Source organism: Paenibacillus sp. FSL K6-1096 (assembly GCF_037977055.1).
Classification (GTDB): Bacteria; Bacillota; Bacilli; order Paenibacillales; family Paenibacillaceae; genus Paenibacillus_AQ.
Genome location: NZ_CP150274.1, coordinates 5,765,904 through 5,788,889, shown reverse-complemented (window position 1 = coordinate 5,788,889; position 22,986 = coordinate 5,765,904). Strand labels below are relative to the sequence as shown.

12 protein-coding genes are annotated in these 22,986 nt (G+C 54.9%); 4 read left to right on the top strand and 8 right to left on the bottom strand.

Translation table 11 applies throughout. The annotated features are described in order from the left end of the window. Positions 1-62 precede the first annotated feature (62 nt). The 3 genes from yhbH to MHI24_RS25500 all read left to right on the top strand — a co-directional run bounded on the left by yhbH (position 63) and on the right by MHI24_RS25500 (position 2,408). Positions 63-1,223, top strand: a complete 1,161-nt coding sequence (gene yhbH / locus MHI24_RS25510) for a sporulation protein YhbH (protein ID WP_340026789.1) — start codon at positions 63-65, stop codon at positions 1,221-1,223. A 283-nt stretch (positions 1,224-1,506) separates the two neighbouring features. Continuing rightward, positions 1,507-1,833, top strand: a complete 327-nt coding sequence (locus tag MHI24_RS25505; RefSeq protein WP_340022355.1) for a PadR family transcriptional regulator — start codon at positions 1,507-1,509, stop codon at positions 1,831-1,833. Further along, complete coding sequence (locus MHI24_RS25500) at positions 1,833-2,408, top strand: DUF2812 domain-containing protein (protein ID WP_340022354.1); 576 nt, start codon at positions 1,833-1,835, stop codon at positions 2,406-2,408. Before MHI24_RS25505 ends, MHI24_RS25500 begins: the two co-directional genes overlap by 1 nt. Positions 2,409-2,482: 74 nt before the next feature. Here the strand turns inward: MHI24_RS25500 and MHI24_RS25495 are convergent, their stop codons facing one another. The 7 genes from MHI24_RS25495 to MHI24_RS25465 all read right to left on the bottom strand — a co-directional run bounded on the left by MHI24_RS25495 (position 2,483) and on the right by MHI24_RS25465 (position 12,745). Next, positions 2,483-3,628 (bottom strand): stalk domain-containing protein, encoded by a 1,146-nt coding sequence (locus tag MHI24_RS25495; protein WP_340022353.1) that lies wholly within the window; start codon positions 3,626-3,628, stop codon positions 2,483-2,485. A 483-nt stretch (positions 3,629-4,111) separates the two neighbouring features. After that, positions 4,112-5,617 (bottom strand): alpha-glucosidase/alpha-galactosidase, encoded by a 1,506-nt coding sequence (locus MHI24_RS25490; RefSeq protein WP_340022352.1) that lies wholly within the window; start codon positions 5,615-5,617, stop codon positions 4,112-4,114. Positions 5,618-5,751: 134 nt separating this feature from the next. Further along, positions 5,752-6,648, bottom strand: a complete 897-nt coding sequence (locus MHI24_RS25485; protein WP_340026788.1) for an AraC family transcriptional regulator — start codon at positions 6,646-6,648, stop codon at positions 5,752-5,754. Between the two features lie 251 nt (positions 6,649-6,899). Beyond that, positions 6,900-9,029, bottom strand: a complete 2,130-nt coding sequence (locus MHI24_RS25480) for a methyl-accepting chemotaxis protein (protein WP_340022351.1) — start codon at positions 9,027-9,029, stop codon at positions 6,900-6,902. 114 nt (positions 9,030-9,143) lie between these two features. Next, positions 9,144-9,992, bottom strand: a complete 849-nt coding sequence (locus tag MHI24_RS25475; RefSeq protein WP_340022350.1) for a sugar ABC transporter permease — start codon at positions 9,990-9,992, stop codon at positions 9,144-9,146. Beyond that, entirely contained in the window at positions 9,989-11,302 is a 1,314-nt protein-coding gene (locus MHI24_RS25470) for an ABC transporter permease subunit (protein WP_340022349.1), read from the bottom strand. The genes MHI24_RS25475 and MHI24_RS25470 overlap by 4 nt, the downstream gene beginning before the upstream one ends. Before the next feature lie 108 nt (positions 11,303-11,410). Next, positions 11,411-12,745, bottom strand: coding sequence for an extracellular solute-binding protein (locus MHI24_RS25465; protein ID WP_340022348.1), 1,335 nt, complete (start codon positions 12,743-12,745; stop codon positions 11,411-11,413). A gap of 617 nt (positions 12,746-13,362) precedes the next feature. Here MHI24_RS25465 and MHI24_RS25460 point away from each other — a divergent pair. Then, on the top strand, positions 13,363-15,111 hold the full coding sequence (locus MHI24_RS25460; protein WP_340022347.1) for an alpha-glycosidase: 1,749 nt from the start codon (positions 13,363-13,365) through the stop codon (positions 15,109-15,111). Positions 15,112-15,282: 171 nt separating this feature from the next. Here the strand turns inward: MHI24_RS25460 and MHI24_RS25455 are convergent, their stop codons facing one another. Then, the gene (locus MHI24_RS25455) at positions 15,283-22,968 is read right to left on the bottom strand and encodes a pullulanase (RefSeq protein ID WP_340022346.1); all 7,686 of its coding nucleotides are present in this window, start codon (positions 22,966-22,968) and stop codon (positions 15,283-15,285) included. Positions 22,969-22,986: the final 18 nt, after the last annotated feature.

Below are 22,986 nucleotides of genomic sequence, written 5' to 3'. Positions count from 1 at the left end.
CTGCTGCCACTGCCTTAGCCTCACCAGCATTCCAATTTCACAGTCCATGGGAGGTGGTCATCCTGTCACAGCCAACCGGTCCATTCGCTTTTGTCGTATCCAAAGAAGACTGGTCCCTGCACCGTAAAGGCCATCAGGATCAGGAGCGTCACCAGCAAAAGGTCAGGGAAGCCATCAAGGGAAATCTGCCGGATCTGGTTACCGAAGAGAACATTATTTTGTCAGGCGGCAAGCAGATTGTGAAGGTGCCGATCCGCAGTCTGGACGAATACCGGATTATCTATAACTTCCGCAAGCAGAAGCATGTCGGCCAGGGGGACGGGGACAGCCAGGTGGGGGATGTACTCGGCCGCGACTCCCAATCCGCCCAGCCGGGCAAAGGGGAGAAGGCCGGAGATCAGCCCGGTGCGGATACCATCGAAGCCGAGGTCAATCTGGAGGATCTGGAGGATATTCTGTTCGAGGATATGGAGCTTCCCCGCCTGAAGCCGAAGGATAAGGAAGAAATCGAGGTCAAATCCATTGTCTTCAACGATATCCGCAAAAAAGGCATGATGTCCAACATCGACAAAAAGCGCACCCTCCTGGAGAACCTGCGGCGCAACGCCAGCAGCGGCAAGCCCGGCATCCACAGCATCAGCCCGGATGACCTGCGCTACAAAACCTGGGATGACATCACAATCCCCCACTCCAACGCCGTAATTATCGCGATGATGGACACGTCAGGAAGTATGGGTACTTTTGAAAAATACTGTGCCCGCAGCTTCTTCTTCTGGATGACCCGCTTCCTGCGCCGCCAGTATGAGAAGGTCGAGATTGTGTTCCTGGCCCACCATACGGAAGCCAAGGAGGTCAGCGAGCAGGACTTCTTCACCCGCGGGGAGAGCGGCGGCACCATCTGCTCCTCGGCATACCAGAAAGCACTGGAGATTATCGACAGCCGCTATCCGCCGGCCAAGTATAACATCTATCCCTTCCACTTCTCGGATGGCGACAACCTGACCTCGGACAACGAGCGCTGTGTCAAGCTGATCGGCGAGCTGCTCCAGCGCAGCAACATGTTCGGCTACGGCGAGGTCAACCAGTACAACCGCAGCAGCACTCTGATGTCCGCCTACCGCCACCTGAAGCAGGAGCAGTTCATGCATTATGTGATTAAGGATAAGAAGGAAGTGTATCAGGCGCTGAAGGTATTTTTCGGTAAAAAAGCAACTGAAGCTTAAACAGCTTTGCTTCAGGATTGTCAGCCTGTGTAGTTGAGCAGTCGAGTAGTTGAGCCATAATGGCTATGCGCATTCTTGCGTGCTATTGAGTTCCCGCCCCGCCCTGCCGCTTTATGCGGTGTGCGGGTTTTTTTGTGCTGGCTTGGGGCTATGTGGTAAAAGCCTGTTGACTATTATATCGGCTGACGATATACTAAATATATCGGTTGACGATATAACGTCAATTGGTATAACGTCGAGTGATGTAACGGTAACAGATACTAGATGAAGGCAGGTGAAACAGATGGGTGGAGCCAATGACCACGGGGCGCTGACCGAAGGCGTCTACTATATCCTTCTGTCGCTGTTCACTCCGATGCACGGCTACGGAATTATGCAGAACGTGAAGCAACTGAGTAATGGCCGCGTGGAGCTGGGTGCCGGTACACTCTATGGTGCGCTAAGCACGCTTGTAGAACGGGGCTGGATCGGCCTGATGGCCGGCGGAGAGGATTCGCGTAAGAAAGAATATCAGATTACAGAGCTGGGCAGATCCATTGTCCAGAATGAGATGGCTAGGCTTGAGGAGTTGCTTACTAATGGAAAAAAGCTGCTGGGAGGCGAAGAGTAATGAGGCGGATAGTGCGCAAATATTTCCTTGATTTCGAAAAAGAAGAAGCGTGGTTGAATAAGATGTCGTCTAAGGGGCTTGCACTGGTTGAATACTCATGGGCCGGTTATGTATTCGAGGAGAGCGCCGGAGGAGAGTATATTTACCGGATTGAGCTGCTGGAGAAGGACCCGAAGGAGGCGGCCGATTATCTGCAATTCATGGAAGAGACCGGAGCGGAGCGTGTACCTGCCAGAACCACTGACAAGGGCAAGCGTTCATTTACCAATCATCGCTGGGTGATCTTCAGAAGGAAGGCCGCGGAAGGCCCCTTCCAGATCTATTCCGATACGGATTCCAAAATCAAACACTATCAGCGAATCTATAAAGTATATTTGTCCCTCGCGCTCATGGAGCTGGTCGTAGGCTCCTTAAATATCATGCTGCTTATGCTGAATGCTTCTTCTTTCATTCACAAATTCAACTTTATCGTAGGAGTGTCTATTATCGTTCTTGGCCTGTTCTTCGTGTGGCTCAGCCTGCCGCTCCGCCGCAAGGCCGCACGGCTGCGGCAGGAGAAGCTGATTCGGGAGTGAGGAATAAATATACAAAGGGAGGCCCGCAGGTCACACATTAGCTGCTGCAGGGCCTCCCCATGATCATTCAAGCACTACTCGATAGTCTCGCTGCCGAGTGCAATTTCTTCATTTGAATCAAAATACCATTTATCCTTATTTTTAACTACAGAGGTAAGTGAGTAGAACCGCTCCTTGAACTTCGATGGATCGTTGTTAGCTTGAAGTGTATAGATAGAATAGACAACTGCTTTCTTTGCCGAAAAAGAGACAATGACCACCTGTTCTTGCGTATATTCTATATCCAATTTTCGATTCGACCATTCCCGGAGCTCTCTGATCCCCTGTTCGTAGTCAGCAGTCCTGTTGGCAGGGTCCTGCAGCGCCAGTTCCGCATCCACATCTTTGTCATTTATAGCTTTACAATAAGCAGCGAGCAACTCACGAATGGCCATTTGATCTGCGGCCGGAACGCTTACCTCTTTATTTATCAATGAAGTATAGTCTAGATATTCTGTATTATTGATTTCTACATTATGGATCGTCCAACTCGCATCGGGCTTATGCTCCATTTCCAAGGTTACATGCTCAACCCGGTCCAGGAGTTCAGTACCTGTCTTACGAAAGGAGACATCAGCAAGCATTACGGTATACCCTCTCCATGATTTCATTTCAAGCTTGTCGATCGACTGAAAACCATCCAAAGTCTGATAATGGGCTTTAATTAGTGCCTGTATTTTTTTCAGGTCCGCCTTTTTAGGCTTGCCTTGCGGATCCTCGTATACTTTAACTATTTTGTTCGTCTTATCATAGTCAGCACTAATATAGTCAGTCTCACTATACAACGTGAGCGCAACCAAGGCATCTGCACCCGAACCAATAACCATCGGAATGTTCGAATCATAGGTGTACAGAGAACCGTTTACGAATGTTTTTTTCGTTTTGAGATCAACTTTAAAGGAAGCATCCTCTGAGGTAGCTGTAATCTGCTTGCCGGCAGCATCATACTTGAATTTAAAGCCCAAAGCCTGCACCACACTGCGGAATTCAACATACACAGTTCCTCCTTGAATCACCGAGGCCGCACGCGGATGGATCTCCTTATTTTGCACATATACACGGATTCCCTTGGCATTCTGTGTTGCTGTTGCTGCGGATAATGTATTACCGGTCATCGCAATGCCCAGCAGAGTAATCAGCAGGATTAATAACAGATTAGCGTTATGTATTTTCTTCTTCAAATTCCTTATTCCCCTTCAATAGATATAGTTTGTATTTCCCATGTTTATATTTCGCTCCGTTCCATTGTATTCCTTTTTTGCGATCTATCGCATAACAACATCATCATATGGGAGAAGATCATACAGTCACAGCAGTTAACAAGTGGAATAATGTAGTTTATTTCTTTCACTTCAGATCTTCTCGGAGAAACAATTGGAAAAACAGCATCTGCTGGAGCCTATGTCCCCACTGTTGGCGGTTATTTGAAGATTTAAGTGTTGTTTATACAACTCTTGCCGGACAATAGTCCATTTGTTCGTCAGCAAGTGCCCTAAATCCAACTATTTTCCTTATCTCCGAAGCAGAAGCGGATGTCTACTCTCCTCCCTCTCCCGCACCCCACCAAATTCTCACTTTACTATACGCAAAAATATAGCCTCTCCCGCCGGGGAGAGGCTCATTCATTGATTAACTCGCTTCGCGTCAAGCTGACGCCCGCCCGCTTACTTCACCTTCTCGCGGTCCTTGCCCTTGTCGGATTCTCCGGCGTTCTTGTTCGCGGCTTCGCGGTCCTGCATCATCTCGTCCACCGTCTTCACCTTCAGCCGGGCAGCGCCTTCATTGTCCGCCTTCGTCGGAATCAGATTGCCGGAAGCAAGCCGTTCCTTCGCTTCTGCAATAGCTGCGCCGTACTGCGGCAGCCATTGTTCTCCCGCCACCAGCATCTCATCGACCATCTGCCAGATTTCCTTCGGATTGCAGACGGCGCCGACCAGCGGGTCCATCATGAACGCCTGGCGCAGCAGCTTGTCGTCACCGTGCACGGCTGCTTCTACCGCGAGACGCTGCACAGAGATGCTGACGTTGCAGACCGCCGCCGGTCCGAGCGGCAGATCGCCAACCAGCGGCATGGAGATGCCGTTGCGGTCCACATAGCCCGGCGCTTCAATAACGGCATCATCCGGCAGATTGGAGATAACGCCGTTATTGACCATGTTGAAGTGGCCTCTGTAGACGCGGCCTGTCTCCAGCCCTTCGATAATATAGGAGCCATGCTCTTCGCCGCGCTTCTCCGGGAGATACTCCAGCGCCGGGTCCTTCATCCAGTTCGGGAAGTCCGTCTCGAACCAGTTGCGGCCTTCGGTACAGATCCGCAGGTAGCCGCCCGTCTCGCCGTTGATCCACACGCCCAGATCGATCCAGTCCATGATCTCCTCGGGGCGCTTGCGGTACCAGGGAACGTATTCACTCAGGTGGCCGTTCGACTCTGTGCTGTAATAGCCGAAGCGGCGCAGCATATCAATCCGTACCTTCTCCGTACGGCTGTAATCAGGATGCTTCTCGAAGGCCTCCAGCAGACCGGCGGTCAGATCCTTGCCTTCATGCTTCGCGGAGATATACCAGGTCTGGTGGTTGATGCCCGCGCAGATAATATCCACCTGCGATTTCTCCAGCCCGTACACCTGGGCGATCTGCTGATGTCCATGCTGTACACCATGGCAGAGCCCGATTGTCTGCACACCACCGTATTTGTTGCAGGCCCAGGTCAGCATCGCCATCGGATTGGAGTAGTTCAGCAGCAGCACCTCCGGGGCAGCCATCTCGCGGATATCGCGGCAGATCTGCAGCATCTCGGCAATCCCGCGCTGTCCATACATAATGCCGCCTGCGCACAGCGTATCCCCGACACACTGGTCCACGCCGTACTTAAGCGGAATATCCACATCAGTCGCGAACGCCTCCAGCCCGCCCACACGGATAGTACAAAATACGTACTTGGCCCCCTTCAACGCCTCCCTGCGGTCCGTGGTGGCAGAGATCTTAATATCCAGACCGTTCTCCTTGATATCGCGCTGGCACAGCTCGGTCACCATATCCAGGTTGTGGCTGTTTATATCCATGAAAGAAACTTCAATATTGCGGAATTCCGGCACAGTCAGCAGGTCGCGCAGCAGTCCGCGGGTAAACCCGATACTGCCCGCCCCGATAAAGGTTACTTTAAAAGACATCGCAATCATCCTCCGGCAATGAATTGGTTAACTCCTGTCCATTGTAGCAAGGCGGCGGACGGAAGCGTAACCAATATCATGACCATTTTGCCGGGAGGGTGTCAACAATCCTAACTTTTTGCAGCGATCCAGAGCTATTCCTCACTCCAGAAATGCCGTTCCACCGAGTTGCGGTATTCGATCGGGGTACAGCCCGTGTCCTTCTTGAACAGGAGATGAAAATACTGCCTGCTGCTGATCCCCACATAATCGGCAATCTCCGCCACAGGAATCTCCCCCTGCCCCAGCAGCATCCGGGCCTTCTCCATCCGCAGCTTGTTCAGGTAACCAGTGAGAGTCTGTCCCGTATGCGCCCGGAAGATGCGGTGGAGATACCCCGGGTGAATATTCACGGAGAGCGCAACCTCCTTGACTTGAATCGCCCGGTCATAATTCTGGTGCAGGAACTCGATCGCCCGCCGCACATAGAACTGCGAGGACTGCTGGCTGGCCGGAAGGGATTCCCTGCGCAACCGGGCCAGACGCAACAGCAGCTCCGCGAACAACAGATGCACCATACTGCTCTCCTTCCGGCCCCGTTGATCCAGCTCCAGCACCAGCGCCTTCAGCACATGGAAGACTTCCTCCTGATCAGACAGCACCAGACTATCGAAGGGATGCCGCAGCAATTCAGCAAGCGCCTCTACCTCGCGGGCCAGACTGCCGATGGAAGGGACCACACCCCCGTATTCCTTAAAAGCAAACTCCACATTCAGCATCCGGCAGGAAGTCCCCTCCTCCACCATCAGCCGGTGCGCAACCCCGGCATCCAGCAGAATCATCTCCCCCCGCTTCAGATGAAAAGGTGTCTCCCCGCCCGCTTCATCCCGGACCTCGACCACACAGCTCCCCGAGATAAGGTACATGATCTCCGTAGAGTTATGGTGATGATAAGCCATCGTGTAATTGCTCCACTGCCTATAATAGTAAGCCAGAAAGTGCGGGCTGTAATCCCGCTCCATGAGTGCCTGCTCAAAAAGACTCCCGTTCATCTCCGCCACACCGCCCGCCTCCGCTCTGCCAGTATCGATAGCACAAGTGTATCGCTTGAGCGCGTCCGGGACAAGAAGCAGGGTAAACCCCTCCGCCCACGCGCCCCTCGCCAGCCAAATGTAATCGGTTTTCCGATTACATTCGGTCCTGCATCTGCCTTCTCGCCCGCTTGGATCATACTCAAGCTTCGCCGCGCGAAAAAATAAGAGCAGAAGGCCAACGCCCTCTGCTCCCACTCACACCACGACCTTCACCCCTGAAAAGACTGCATCGACGCCTTGAGCTCCTCTGCCAGCTCCTCCAGTCTGGCCGACAGCGTCACCAGCTCTCTGCTGACGGTGAACTGCTGGGAGGACATGGAGGCTACTTCCTGTGTGGAGCCGCTGGTCTGCTGCACTACAGAGATCACGCTGGCCATGGATTGCCCAAGCTGCTGCTGGATGCCGGTCAGCTCGGAGACCGCCGCTGAGGACGCGGCCAAATACCCGCTGAACACCTCCATCTCGGCTCTGACACTCTCGAAGGTCTGTGAGGATTCGCGCACGGAAGCAATCTGGCTGCCGAACAGCGGCGCGGCTTCCCCCACCACTTTGACTGTGTTCTCAATCTGGCTGCCAATCTCCTCGGTAATGCCGGAGACCGTGGCAATGGACTGGCTAGACTGCTGGGCCAGCCTGCGGATCTCCTCGGCAATTACAACGAACCCTCTGCCCGCAGCGCCTGCACGCACCGCTTCTATAGAAGCATTAAGCGCCAGAATATTCGTCTGCTTATTCATGGCGATCATCGGGGAGAGAATGCTGCGGATCAGCACCGTGCTGTCCCGCAGCCGGGCGGAATTCTCCTGAATCCGGCTCATCATTGCAAGGACACTCTCACTCACTGCAACCAGCTTCCTCATCTGCTCCGCTCCCTGGTTGCTGGCCACCATGATTTTGTCTGCGGAAGCCGCCATAACCACATTCGTCCCGGCCACCTCGCGCATCTTGTCACCCATCTGCTCCACCTTGCCGTTGCTGCTCTCCGCCTCAGCCGCCAGACTTGCCGCGCCGCCGGCTATCTCCCCGGTGGCGGCAGCCACCTCGCTGGCATGGCTGCTGATCGCCCCCGAAGCGGCGACAAGCTGCTCCGAGGTGGCCAGCACCTCCGCGGCCGAGCTGCTGCTCCGCCCGGCCAGCCGGGAGATCTGCTCCATCATCCGGTTGAAGCTGTGGCCCAGCCGCCCGATCTCATCGCGGCCCTTGAAGCTCGTCCGTACCTGCAGATTGCCCTGCTCGCCCTCCTCCATCAGCCGGGCCAGCTTGCCGAGCGGACGGCCGATCAGCCGGACCAGAATATAGCCGATGACAAGGGCAATCAGGGCCGCAGCGACAACGACCAGCAGCGTAATATAGAGCAGCCGGTCTGCTGACTTCGTGAAGTCGCTCACCGGCGCATAGCCCAGCAGCGTCCAGTCCGCCGTTGCCAGCGGCTGATAGACCACCAGTTGCGGCTTGCCCTGCTCATCCCCGGCCGTGAAGGACTGCTCCTGAGAAGCGTCTTTTAACGTTTCGCGCTGCACCTTCACAGCTTCTGCCGCTCCAGCCGGCTCCTGTTCCGCTTCCTTCCCAGCCCCCGGCATATCCGGCGTATGTATGTAAGAAGCCTGGCCGAGCAGCGCATCATCTCCACTGTATACAACCCGGCCCGCAGGATCAAGGATACGGATCTCCCCGGCCTGGCCGATATGCAGATTGGACAGCACACCACCAAGCGCCTTGCCCTTCACCTCAATCAACATGTAATACTCTGCCGCCGGGTTCTTGATATTCCGCAGCAGGCGGCCCATGGTCAGAGTGGGCTCACTATAGGTATCGAAGAAGCCCTTGGCCCTTACCGGGAACCAGACCGGATTACCCTTGCCGGCCTCGACCTCTTTCATGCGGGCCAGAATCCCCTCGTCACTGCGCACACCGGTGATGCCGGTCGATTTGTAGGATTCGGCATCGACCATACTTCGGGCAACCAGCCGGACACCGAGCAGCCGCTCGTCCGAGCCTCTGACTGAATCGAGCTTGCGGCGGATGCGGTCTTCTGCTGCCGCCTTCGCCACCGTTCCCGTCCCGGGATCAGCTATAGCTTCCATGTCCGCTTTTAATGAAGAATCTACAGCAAATTGTCTGGATAAGGCCTCATACTCGGCGAACAGGAAATCCAGCTTATCCGCCGCCTGCACAATCGATTGCGAGGAAGCCGCGGCGACCTCATCGGTGATGATGCCTTTGGCCGCGTAATACGAGGTTACACCCAGAACCGAGGACAACAGGACAATGGTACAGAACAAAATGACAAACAACTTGACGCCAACCGAGCTGAAGTTCAATGTACGCTGCCGCTTCATTGTACGCTACACTCTCCCCTTAGTATGCTGGGAACCCATCCCCGCAAAAATAAAGGTGCAGCCCCTCATCACTGCTTAAGGCCGCACCTGTTATTCATAAGAACACGGATCTGGTTACCCTTTGCTTGCCCCCGCCGTCAGGCCGTCAACCAGCAGCCGCTGCAGGAAGCCGAACAGAATCATGATCGGCACCGAGATCAGGACCGCACCCGCCGCAAACAAAGTGAAGTTGGAGTTCTGCATGGTATTGACCATATCCCACATGCCAACCGCAACCGTCCAGTTCTCCTTGGTCCGCAGAATCAGCTTGGCGAAAATAAAGTCCACCCACGGTCCGACAAACTGGGTCAGCGCCATATACGTAATCATCGGCCGTGACAACGGCAGAATGATCCGGGTGAAGATACCGAAGTTGCTCGCCCCGTCAATCCGTGCCGCTTCGTCCAGCGAACGCGGAATCGTATCGAGGAAGCCTTTGGCAATCAGCGTTCCCCCTAGCGGCGCTCCGGCCGCATACACGATAATCAGGGCCAGATGCGTATCCAGCAGGTTGAATTCCTTCAGCAGCAGATAGATAGCGATCATGCTCATGAAGCCCGGGAACATCCCGAGGATCAGCAGGGTGGACATGGTCGTCTTGCGGCTCCGGAACCGGAACCGGGATAAGGCATAACTGGTCAAAAGCGTCAGCACCACCCCGATCAGCATCGAGAACACCGCAATTTTCAGCGTATTGGCATACCAGGTACCAAACATATAGACATCTGATGTGAACAACTCCTTGTAATGGCCCAGAGTGAACTTTTCAGGGATCAGTGTCTTGCTATACAAGGACTTGCCCGGCCGGAAAGATGCGAGCAGTATCCAGAGGGCCGGATAGAGTGCAGCCACAGCCAGTGCAATGAGTACGATGTAGCTTAAGCCCAGACGAACGAAATTCGCCGCTTTGCGTCCGATCATCATTGGATCATGTCCTCCTCTTGGAATGATTTGGTCCGTCGGTAGTTGTACAGGGAGAACCCGGCGACAATGATGAACAGAATAATACCTATGGCCGATGCCATATTGTTCTTGTTCTGATCCAGCGTCAGCTTATACAGCCAGGTGACGAGAAGGTCGGTCGAGCCGGCGTATTGATAGTTGCCGTTCACCGGATTCCCTCCGGTCAGCAGGAAGATCGCATTGAAGTTATTAATGTTGCCCGCGAACTGCATAATCAGCGTAGGCGCGGTGGAGAACAGGATCATCGGCAGGGTAACGATGCGGAATTTCTGATAATTGGTGGCGCCGTCGACCTCTGCCGCCTCATACATATCGCGCGGAATGGTAGTCAGCACCCCCATAATCAGCAGCATGGATACCGGAATCCCGACCCACATGTTGACGATAATGACCGTAACCTTCGCCCAGAACGGATCAGTGAGCCAAGGCAGACCGCCGAGTCCAAAGTAGCCGAGATACTGGTTGATCGGGCCGAACTGGCCATTGAACAGGTTACGCATCAGCAAGAGGGAGATCATCTGCGGAATGGCATAAGGAATGATGAGCACCATTCTCCACATTCCCTTGAAGCGGATTCCCTTCTGGTTGATCAGCAGCGCGACCAGCATTCCGCCGAAGTAAGTAGTGATGGTCGAAAGAACCGCCCAGATAATGGTCCAGGTAAGTACACCGTAGAAGGTATGGCTCCAGGATTTCAGCACCAGCAGGTTGCGGAAGGTCTCCAGGCCCACCCAGTCCACCAGCTTGGCCGGAGGGATGTGATTCGGCGCAGCATAGTTGGTGAAGGCCAGCATGATCATGAAGATAATCGGCATAATGGTGAAGAACAGAATCCCGATCCCCGGAAGCAGCAAGAAGCTCTGAGCGAATTTATAATCGAGAATGAACCGTACAGATTGCTTAAATGTATGCGATGGACGTCCGTTTTCGCGTGCTGCACCCACTGCGTAGGCATCCTTAATATTCATATACCAGGCAATCAGGAATAACACAAAGAACAGCAGAGTAATTAAACTTTCAATCAGGATGACGATGGAGTGGTCCCCGGGGACCATTTTGGCAATTCCCTTGACCTTCTCCAGACGGCTTGGCGATTCTCCCAGTGTGGTGATGCCCCAGAAGGCTCTTCCCAGATTGTTGATGAAATAGGCCAGTGCTGCGGCCTCTACAGCTATGAACAGTATGCCTTTGATGAATTGGCGGTTATATATTTGTCCCAATCCCATAAAAAGGGCCGACAGTATCCCGGCTTTCGCTTTGTGTCGCTGCATTTCCCTTCCGTTCTCCTCTCCGTGCGGAATTCAGGAAACTGCCCGCCGCAGGCTATGCGGCGGGCGGATGGATTCCACTATAAGCTGATGGTGTATATGTTACTGCGATTATTGGGCAGCGGCTCCGTTGTTCAGATCCTTGATCTGCTGTACGGCTTTGTCCATGGCTTCCTTAGGATCAGTGTTGTTATCCCAGATGGCAGGAAGGGCTGCGTTGACCGGGCTCCAGACGTTGCCCATCTCAGGAATGGAAGGCATCGGCTGGGAGTTCTTGGCCTGTTCAGCGAAGGCGGATACATATTGGTCACCGGTAATCTGCGGGTCCTGCAGCGCCTCATTGTTCGTTGGTACGGAGCCGACCAGCTTGTTGAGAATCAGCTGTGAATCTTTATTGGAAGCAAATTGGGCGTACAGTTTGGCAGCATTCGGATATTGCGTGTAAGCATTGACGGTGAAAATTTTGATCCCGGAGAACGTAATAGAAGTCTTGCCGTCAATTGTAGGAACTGGTGCGATCCCGAGGTTGTCGCCCAGCGCTTCCTTGTAGCCCGCCAGCTCCCAAGGTCCGTTGATATCCATCGCCACATCGCCCGAGTTGAACAGGCTGCGCTTGATATCAGGGTTAATGTCTCCGCTCTTGATCGGCAGGACTTCCTTCAGCTTGGCGTACTCGGCCAGGCCTTTAATTGCACCTTCATTGTTCAGGCCGATATCGTCCTTATCGGTGCCGTCCTTGCCGAACAGGTAGCCGCCCGTCGTTGCGATAAACGGATAGTTGAAGTACATGTTGCCGACTTCCCACATAATGCCGTATCTGTTCTTGGCCTTATCAGTGAACGTCTTGCTGAAGGCAATCACATCGTCGAAGGATTTCGGAGCTTCCTTCACCAAGGATTTATTATAGTACAGCGCATAAGTCTCTGCCGCTCTAGGATAGCCGTACAGCTCGCCGTCATAGGAGGAGCCTACAATGGAAGCCTCAGTATTCTCAGCCTTGGTCTGCTCGGCGAAGATATCATTCGGGAGCAGCAGGCTCGCACTTGCTGCCTTGCCAAGGTTATCATGCGGAATGACCATAACGTCTGCGGCCAGGCCGGAAGGACCATCCTGGGTCAGCTTGCCGACTTGATCCGGCGGTGCAACCTCTTCGATTTTGACGGGAACGTTATATTTCGCAGTGAACTGCTTAGCCACTTCCTCAGCGAACTGTCTTTCTTCCTTGCTCTCCCAGATGACCAGGGAAGCGCCTTCTTCAGGTACGATATCACCAGCTGCCGGTGCATTCCCGCTGTCTCCTCCGGCGTTATTTGTGGCTGTCGCATTGTCTGACGGAGCATTGGTAGCTGCCGCATTCCCTCCGTTGCTGTTGTTCGAGCCGCAGGCCGTAATCGAGATTGCCATTGAGCAGGCTGCAGTAAGTACCATCCATTTTTTAAGCTGCATTGCTGTTAACCCCTCCCGTTTTTGTATCTTGCCTTAACTACAAGATGATGCCCCCAACTTTGCGCAAACGATTTCAGAAGAGTCAAAAAAAATCTTTCTCTTGCAAATTGCCTCTGACTTAAGCGTTGCACTCTGTTTAGAAAGCGCTTCATTCATGAATCCATCATACATCACTATCAATACAATTGTAAAAACGTTTGCACATATGAAATTCGCTAATAATGAGCCATTTATTGGGTTATAATTGATATTTACTTCATATTTCACATGATTACTTCAAATAGCTTCTTTTTATTCTTGTATCAGTCTCTAAATTCGTAATCATAACCAAATAATGTAATATTATTTCGTGAAAACAGGCACTTTATTGAATTTACAGACATTGGAAATCGGTTTCCTGCCCCTTTTTATTTGTGCAACTGTTTGTACAAACCTCTTGAAGCTTCCATCTTTCCATGCTATAATCCAAACCAATATGAACCACCCAATTCTTCACCTAATTTAAAGGCACTGTTCCTTCTCTCTGGTACAACCTCGGTGTAGCTTTTACCCCGGTTGTGCCTTTTTGCCATGGGCGGAATTGGAGGTTCAATAATCACTTTACAGGAGGAGTCATTATGTTATTAGAAGCCGTCTATCACCGCCCCCGCCTCAACTGGTCGTACGCCTACGATCACAATACGATCCACCTGCGCCTGCGGGCCAAAAAAGGAGATCTGACCGAGGTCTACGCCTGGGCCGGCGATAAATATGCCTGGGACACTACCAAGGAACTGATCCCTATGACACTGTTCACCTCAGACAATATGTTCGATTACTGGGAATGCGAGTCGGTTCCGCTCTACCGCAGGCTGAAATACGGCTTCCTGCTCCAGCAGGGCAATGAGCGCATCTGGATGACCGAGAGCGAATTCCAGAAGGAGCGTCCGGCCAATCCGAACCGGCTGTTCGAATTCCCGTACATCAGCCGCGGTGATGTCTTCACGCCTCCAGCCTGGGTGAAGGATGCGGTATTTTATCAGATCTTCCCTGAACGCTTCGCGAATGGCGATCCCAGCCTGAATCCTGAGAATGTAGAGCCCTGGGGCGGAACGCCGCGGCCCGATAACTTCTTCGGGGGCGACCTGCAAGGGGTTATCGACCACCTGGATCATCTTACCGAGCTGGGGATCACTGGAATCTACTTCACGCCAATCTTCACTGCCACTACCAATCACAAGTATGATACAGAGGACTACATGCAGGTGGACCCGCATTTCGGCGATGTTGCTACCCTGAAAAGATTAGTCGATGCCTGCCATGAGCGCGGCATCCGCGTGCTGCTGGACGCTGTCTTCAACCACTCGGGCCGTACGTTCGCTCCGTTTGTGGATGTGCTGGAGAAGGGGGAAGCGTCCGAGTACAAGAACTGGTTCCACATCCGTGAGTATCCGCTTCAGGTGGTGAACAATATTCCGACCTATGACGCCTTTGCGTTCGAGCCGCTGATGCCGAAGCTAAATACAGAGCATCCCGAGGTCAAGGAATATCTGCTGAAGGTCGCTGAGTACTGGATCAAGGAGGTCGGCATCGACGGCTGGCGTCTGGATGTGGCCAACGAGGTGGATCATGAATTCTGGCGCGATTTCCGCAAGGTGGTCAAGCGGGCCAATCCTGAGGCTTACATACTCGGGGAGATCTGGCATGAATCCGCCCCGTGGCTGGAAGGCGACAAATTCGATGCTGTCATGAACTATCCGTTCACTGATGCGGTGCTCGACTTCTTCGTCAATGGAACGCTTGATGCGGAAGGCTTCGCAGGCTCGATCGGCAGACAGCTATCCCGATATCCGCTGCAGGCCAGCGAGGTTGCCTTCAATCTGCTGGACAGCCATGACACCCCGCGCCTTCTGACCCTTGCCGGGGGGGACAAGCACAAGATGAAGCTGGCTGCACTGTTCCAGTTCACCTTCATGGGCACACCGTGCATCTACTACGGGGATGAGATCGGCATGGACGGTGCAGGAGACCCGGACTGCCGGAAATGCATGGAGTGGAATCCGGAGCGGCAGGACCGCGACTTGTTCGCCTTTTACCGTAAGCTGATTGACATCCGCAGCGCACATCCGGCCCTGCGTACGGGACGCTTCAGCTTCCTTGAAGCTGGTCCACAGGGCAGCAAGCTGGCTTACGAGCGCAGCCTGGGCGATGATCTGATTGTCGTGCTGATCAATACGGATGAGACTGCCCAGACCTTCCGCCTGGACGTGCTTGAGCGCGACTGGGTGAACCTGTGGAACGGCGAAGCGCTGCGCGCCGAACGCGGCAAGCTGTCCTTCAAGCTGCCGGCCTACGGCTTCGCTATCCTTCAGGCCCAGATGTCCTAGTACATCGTCAGGTATAAATTTATGGATTGATCACACTCCGGCTGGCGGATGCAATGTGTTCGGTTCTTCGCATACATTGGACCATATACCGGCAATTACCGCCAACACAAACAGGGTATTCCGCAGCAGCCGTCTGGCTGGCGGAATACCCTGTTTCGTTATGAAGCCGGATCAGAAATGTCCGAGCATATTATAGATCACCTGCGCGCTCTCAGCACGGGTGAGCTGTCCCTGCGGGAAGAACCGCCCCGGCTCTCTGCCCGCTACAAGCTTAAGTGCAGCGGCGGCATGGACATAAGGCTTCGCCCATTCTCCTATGCCGGAAGCATCGGCGAACGCTGCCGGGTATCCGGCAGTGGCCAGCTTCCTGCCCTGCTTGAACTCCAGGGCACGGACGGCCATAACTGCCATTTCCTCCCGGCTGATAGCCGCATCCGGTGCAAAGGCGCTGCCGCTGCGCCCCTGGACAATGCCCAGGCTTGCGGCTGCCTGCACGTATGAGGCATACCATGCACCAGGCCGGACATCGGTGAACAGGCTGTGCCCTTCACCAGACTGCCCGAGCGCACGCATCAGCAGTGCCGTGAATTCTGCACGTGTCACCATCCGCGCTGGTTCAAAGGCGACAGCACTTACTCCGGTAACGACTTGCTTCGCAGCCAGCGAGGTAACTGCGGCAGAAGCCCAGTGGGTAACCGGCACATCCTTGAATACAGTGTGCACCTCAAGCACAGCATACCTGCCGGGCTGTACAGCTGCTGCTGTGTAGGAACCGTCCGCCTGGACTGCTCCTCCCATGTACCGCAGCTCACCGCTGTCTCCCCAACCGAACACACCTGTCCAATCCTTCACCGGCTGGCCTGTAGGCTTCAGCGTTAAGGTTACCGGCTGCTGAAGTGAGCTAACCGGCAGACGTGTGCCGTCCTGCTTGACCAGTTGCAGCTTAAGCTCATAGATTCCAGACGCAGCAGTTACTGTCTTATTCTCCTTACTCAGACCGCGCATTGCATCCTGCACCGCATCCGGGCCAAGCGGACGAAGCTCCAGCAGGAGCCGCGTGCTTCCAGCGTCTGTCTCCTTAATCATGGCAGCAAGCGCCGCACTCGGGAGCGTTACGGACAGCCCCTCCGAGTGAATAATCAGTTCATTCTTGCCCAGTAAGCTAGCTGCCTGAAGCGGCAGCAGGACCGCTGTCTTGCCCGCTTCCAGACGAAGCTCTACTTGGCCGTCCGTAACAGAGCGGAGCTGTGCCTCAGTAATTTCCTGGATATCGCCGGAAACCGCTGCGCTTGGAACTGGCGTAACTGCCGGAGTTCCGCCGGATTCTCCACCCGGCACTGGAGTTGCTGTCGGCATCTCTGTCGGCGCTGGTGTTGGTGTTGGCGTCGGCGTCGGAACCACCATCTCAGGCTTCAACGCCAGAATGACAGTCCCGCCATCATCTCTGCCTGGCAGACCGATACTAACCTTCCCCGCAGCCGATACCGTATACTCCTTGCCGCTGTATTCATCCTTCACAGCAGACAGAGGGGCATATGGAACAGGAATCTCCACGTTCTGGCCTTCCGCCCTGCTGTTGATGACCGTCACAATATTCGTTTTGCCATATTGCTTGTTGAAGGCCAGATACCCGGACTCATCGGAGCCGGCAAGCCAGCTGCGGGTTCCTCTGGCGAACACCTCAGAATAGTCTGCCCGGATATTCAGCAGCTTCCGGTAATGATCGTGAAGCCCCTGCTCGGCGGCAAGCTGCTCCCACGGCATATCCCCGCGGTTCCCGCTGAACTCGCCCTCGGCCATATTGCCGGCGTTCTTGCCTGAGCGGCCCAGCTCCTCGCCGTAATAGATAACGGGCTGGCCCTTGGCTGTAATCTGCAGGGCAGCGGCAACCTTGAGCTTGCCTTTGTCCCCGTCCACGTATTCGGACAGGAAGCCGTCCTCGTCGTGGCTGCTCAGGAACTGCGCCATCATGCGTGTATTGCTGATCTTCGCTTCACGCTCCTGCAGATAAGCATCGACAGCAGTGATAGCCCCGCCAGTGAACCGCTTCGCCTGCTCCTTGAAGCCGAAATCAAGCAGCCCGTCCATCTGGCCGCTCTCCAGCGTTCCGCCGTCATTATCGGCGGTTCCGCCAAAGTATTCGCCCACCAGCTTGAAGCCTGGATCGATTGCGGTCAGCGCGTTTTTGAACGCTTTCCAGGTCGTATCCTCTACATGCTTCACGGTGTCCACCCGGAAATAATCAATCGTATCCCCGCGTTCTGTACGCGCGTTGTTCAGCCAGCCGGTCTGCCAGGCGATCAGCTTCCCGCGCACCGCAGGATCTTCCGTGCGGAAGTCCGGAAGCCCGCTCAGCTCGCCTGCAATCACATCCTGGTCTGCCTGTACTCCGTCTGTACGCAGCATGTCTGCGAAGCGCGCCTTATCCTCAGCCGTCACTCCAGGCTGTTCGTCGCTCTCCTTCAGCCCGTAGCCCGCGTGGTTAAGCACAACATCGACCATGATTTTGATGCCCCGGTCATGTGCCTTGTCGATTAGCTCCTTGAAGGTATCCATATCGCCCAGATGCTCGTCAAGCTTGGTGAAATCCTTGGCCCAATACCCGTGGTAGGCATACTGCTTGCCGCCGAAGCTGGCCCCCTGGTTGAAATCGATATTATCGACAACCGGCGTAATCCAGAGTGTGTTGATGCCCAGCTCCTGCAGGTAATCGAGATTGTCGATCATGCCTCTGAAATCGCCGCCGTGATAGGCTTCAGGATGGCTTTTGTCCACATTCTCATTGTTCTCAGGGTCGCCGTCCTTGAAGCGGTCAGTCAGCGCGAAGTAGATCCGTGCCTCATCCCAGTCAAAATCCGCCTTGCCGCCGCTGTACGTTCTGGCCTTAACTTCTATCTCAGCCGTCTGTCTATGCGCATTGCCGTACTGGTCCACCAGGACCACCGGAATGCTCTTGCGCCCGGCTGTTACATCATGCTTCACCGACACAGTCTGCTGCATCAGCTCTGTATCGAGCTTGACCCTGGCAGGTCCGCCCAGCTCCGTAAGATCCAGATAAGCGTCCGTGTAGGACACTTCCTCCTTGGAAGCCGCTTTTACCGTTACCACAGCGTTCTCATTGAAGTTCACCGCAGGCGGGCTTACTTCCGCTGTAATCTGCACCTCCGGCTTGTGGTAGCGGATCACCGATTCGCCGTCCACCGTATTGTGCGGGTCCGTCAGCTCGCGGGTCTCACCATCCCGGGTCACCAGGAAGCTATATTTATAATCGCCCTCATGAAGTCCTTCCAGCCGGTAGCTGAACCACTCCTTGGCCGGATCATACGTCATCGGATATTCGGTTCCGTTCACCTTCACCTTTATCCCCGTAATGGCAGACATGTCCCCGCTGCGGAACAGCTCATCATCCCGGTAGAGGAACGTCACAGCTTCGCCTTGCAGGAGCGGACCACGGACCGCCGGCATTACGGCAAGCTCCTGAACCATGCTGGTCACATAGACTTTGGTAAAAAGCTCGCCCGGCGTCAGCTCAATATAGCGGTCATCCGCAATATCCTGTTTGTTCACCGACCAGTCCAGACCCTTAATCAGTACGAAGCCTACCCGGGTGGCTTCCTTGCCCACCTCGATCAGCACACTGGAGCTTGCAGAACCTTCTACAGGCTCAGGCAGCTTGACTTCGCCGTCAGTGGCTCCGGTATACCATAACCATACACTCCAATCTTTGTAGTTCTTGTCCGGACGGGTGTAGTTGAACTGCACATACCGCTTGCTGTCCACTGGCTTCGCTGCGACTTCAACCGTGACTTGAACAGACAAGCCGCCATACGTAATCGTTATGGTAGCCGAGCCTGCTTTCAGTCCCTTGATCAGCCCTTTAGCGGTAACTGTAGCTACCTCCGGCTTATCCGATACATACTGCGCCTTGGCAGTGACAGTGCTTGAAGCCCCGTCATCGTAGGTGGCGGTAACTGCAGCCTGGTGCGTGCCGCCTGCCTGCAGTGTATAGGCAGACTTGTCGGCCGCAAGCTTGGTCAACACCGCTGCCGGCGCCTCCTTGCGCAGGATCACCGAGGTCAGCGGTTCGATCGTAATCGTTCCAGCGCTCATCCGGAAGCCGCTCTGCTCCGCCGGAGCAATCGGTTCTGTTCCGGCCTGATCGCTGTCGGCAAGCACCTCAGCGCCGGACAGATCCTCCGGCAAAGTCAGCGTTCTGGCCTTACTGTCGCCATTCATGAGGACATAATAGATGCCCGTTCCATCTGTAGCCTTGCTGGAGTAGCCGATCACCAGATCCTGCGCCTGCATTTCCGGAGCCTGGATCAGCTTGACATTGGCATTCACCAGCCCTATATCGCCCAGCCGGAAGGCATTGGTCGATTTCCTGAGCTGGATCAGCCCGGCCGTATAAGCTCTGGTCTCATTCTGTACCGGATGCTTCACCGCATCCGTTGCTGCGGCCCAGTCAAACTTATTGACGCTATCCGACGAATCGTAGGAATCGTGGATGAAATAACTGACCGACTGGTCCCCGGCATCCCGGACCTCGGTATATTTCTGCTCGGGAACGCCTGACGCCATCCACTGCTTCGTGCGCCCGTATTCCTGCCCGGCATGGAGGAAGGCCGTACCCTGTGAGGTCAGCAGCAGCAAATTGCCGAGCCTGATGCGCTTTTGGATCTCCAGCTCATTCTCCGCAAGCTGCGGATTCTTATGGAGCGTTAAGGCAATCACATCGTGAAGCGTCAGATTGTCATGCGCCTCGATATATGGCACCATATCGCCCGGATCGTCCGCCGGAACATTGGACGGCTGGGCCTTGATATTGTTCAGGATCGTGTTCAGCTCGCGCGCGCCGCCGGTAATGAAGCGCGGCTCTCCCTCCGAGCCGAAGCCCGATTTCAGCTCGTTGCGGAATTCATCGGAGAACACGCCGACGCTGTCCGTTTGGTCCATCCATTTCTGGTCGGCACCTTTTCCTTTGAGCTCAGGCTCTCCAGCATCTCCTCCGAAGGTAATCCAGCCTTCGCCGATGAACAACGCCTTCGGATTGATGGCCGACGCAGCGTCATAAGCCGCTTGGACTGCGTCTGCTGTGGCGTCGCCCATCATGTCCCAGCGCATCCCGTCGATTTTATACTCCTGGAACCAATATTTTACCGAATCCACCATCAGCTTCTCAGCCATCTTGTGACTGGTCGCCAGGTTATTGCCGAAGCCGCCGATGAAGTTGCCGTGCGCATCCTGGAAGGCATAATAACCGGGTACAATATCGTTCAGCAATTCCTTCTTGGCCATGTGAGTGTACACGACATCAAGAATGACACCCATTCCGGCCTCATGCACCGCATCGATCAGGCCCTTCAGCTCTCTGATCCGCGCTTCGGGGTCGGCCGGACGCTGTGAATACGCCCCATCCGGGGAGAAATAGCTGTGCGGATCATACCCCCAGTTGTATTCATTGCCCTGGGCTGAGTAATCCAGCTCCCGATCGTCCATCCGCGTCTCATCCCCGTAATACCAGGCCATGACCGGCAGCAGCTGAATGTGGGTCACCCCAAGGGACTTGATATAATCCAGCTTCTTCGCAAAAGCGGTATAAGACCCCCAACGCTCTCCGCCCAGACTGGACTGAATCGCCGGATCGGAGGTGAAGTCCCGGATATGGGCCTCATAGATCACCGCGTCCTCGCGCTCCTCGTAGCCGGAGATATCAGCCGCCTTGAAGTCTGGCGGATTCGTTGTGCTGAGATCAACAATGGCCGCCTTGCCCACCGTATCGCCGCCAGCGCCTGCTTCCCCTGCCGTATTCACGGTGAACACCGCCATCGACTTGGCATAGGGATCAAGCACCTGCCGGGTGACCGCATCATTCGTCACTTCATACTGGTAGTAGAAGCCTCTGACATCCTCTGCACCGGGTGCGCCTGTGAGATCAGCAGCCGTTAGGCGCGTTGACCAGACGCCTTTCTCACCAAGAGTCAGCTCCACCCGACCAACCGTGTGGTCTGCAACCGCCGCATCGTACACCACGGCAGTCACAGCGCTTGCCTTCGGCGCCCACAGCTTCAGCGTTGCCGAACGGTCGTCCTGATGGTAAGTGGCGCCCAGATCATCCCCGGTATAATTGTACAGCTCATCGAGCATTCTCCAGCCGGTGGAAGCGGAGACCGTTTTGCCGGCGTAAGTTACACTGAGCGGAATCTTGCGCAGGTCAAATGCACCGGTTGCCACCTCCATGGAGCTTCTGCCCGTAATCGTCACCGCAGTGACCGGAATGGCCGTCCCTTCCGCGTCCTTCACGGAAATGGCGGTCTTCAGCGCAGCCGGGTCCAGCCCGTCCGTCATGGTGAAGCCCAGCACCAGCTTGCTGGCAGACAGCACCTCCGCTGACAACAGTCCGACCGGCGTCTCGCCGAAGGGAGAGGTGTAGACGTTCGCATCATTCTCCCTCACCCATAGCTGATTGTAGCGGTCCAGAAAAGCAAAGCTTTTGTTCTCATTGCCTGCCGGCCCGTCCTTGTCACCGTTAGCAGGCTTCATGACGATGAAGCTGATCGTCTTGGCGTTCTCTTTGAGCGGGATATCAACGTATGCGCCATAAGCATCCTTATGCTCCGGCGCGAACGGAGTTGCGCCCTTAGGCCAGCCTTCGGACGGCGAGGCTACATCATCCCATAACCACAGGCCGTACTGGCTCTGATTGTTATCGGCACGTGAATAATGAATCCGCACCGTATTCTCCGGGAGAGACACCGGCTCGTAAGGTGTCGTCAGATTGGAGCCTTCCCTGATCCAGACCTCATTGGTTTCTGGTGTGCCGATCAGGAAGGTCTTATCCCCGTTCTCCATCTCCTTGACGCCGTTCACCCGGTTAACGACCAGGAAGGAGACCGATTTCGCCCCATCCTTGATGGGCAGATCGACATAAGCGCCGTAAGCATCGGTCTGTCCCGCCGGAAAAGGAACCGCACCCTTCGGCCAGTTCGCGGACGGGGAGACTACATCCCCCCAGGTCCACAAGCCCAGGTCGGCATAATTGCCGTCCGCACGCTGGTAATGAACCCGCAGATGCCCCGCCGGAACCGGCTGTACCTCACCCGCACCTCCAGGGGATGTATAAAGTGCGGAGACACTATGATCCGCTGTGTTATATTTGAACGTTACCGGAAGCTTCGCGGGCAGCTTAAGCTCCTGCGCCAGTTCCGGGTAAGCCGTACCATCAGAAGGTTCAGCACCCGGCAGATAAATCTGGTAAGTATAGTCACCCTCAGGCAGCAGCACAGTCTGCTCGTACACTCCATCCAGATCCGCATCACTTAGCAGCGTCCCTGCATCTGCCGGGGAGTTGTCAGCCGAATCACCCAGCGCAGTCTGCAAGGTACCGATCACCCGCGGCTGGCGCTCCGGCGCTACCGGTGAATAATACGTCGAATCCGCGACAGCCTTGGTCAGGTCATTATAATAAAAGGTCACATGGGTCTCTTCGGCAAGAGAAATCCGGATATTGCCCCCGGCATCCTCTCCATTCGGATTCGTATAGCTGCTGTAGCCGTAACTCTCCGACCAGCTATCGTTGAGAGCTACCTTGTATTCATACGTTCCCTTGGGCAGAGTGCCTGAGAATATGTACAAGCCCGCTCCCCTGTATGTCATCTCCGTTACCGTCGAGGTCTCGTTCCAGTCCTTCGTCTCCGCCGGGTCCAGCCCGGCGAACTTCGTCTGCAGATCGCCTACAAGCACTGCCTTTACCGCTGCGGCGCTTACTCTGGCCGGACCGATGCCGAGGCCGGAGCAGATGAGAGCAAGAACCATCAGGACTGTAAATATTTTCTTAACCCGCACAGCAAATCTCATGTTCGTTAATCCCCCCAT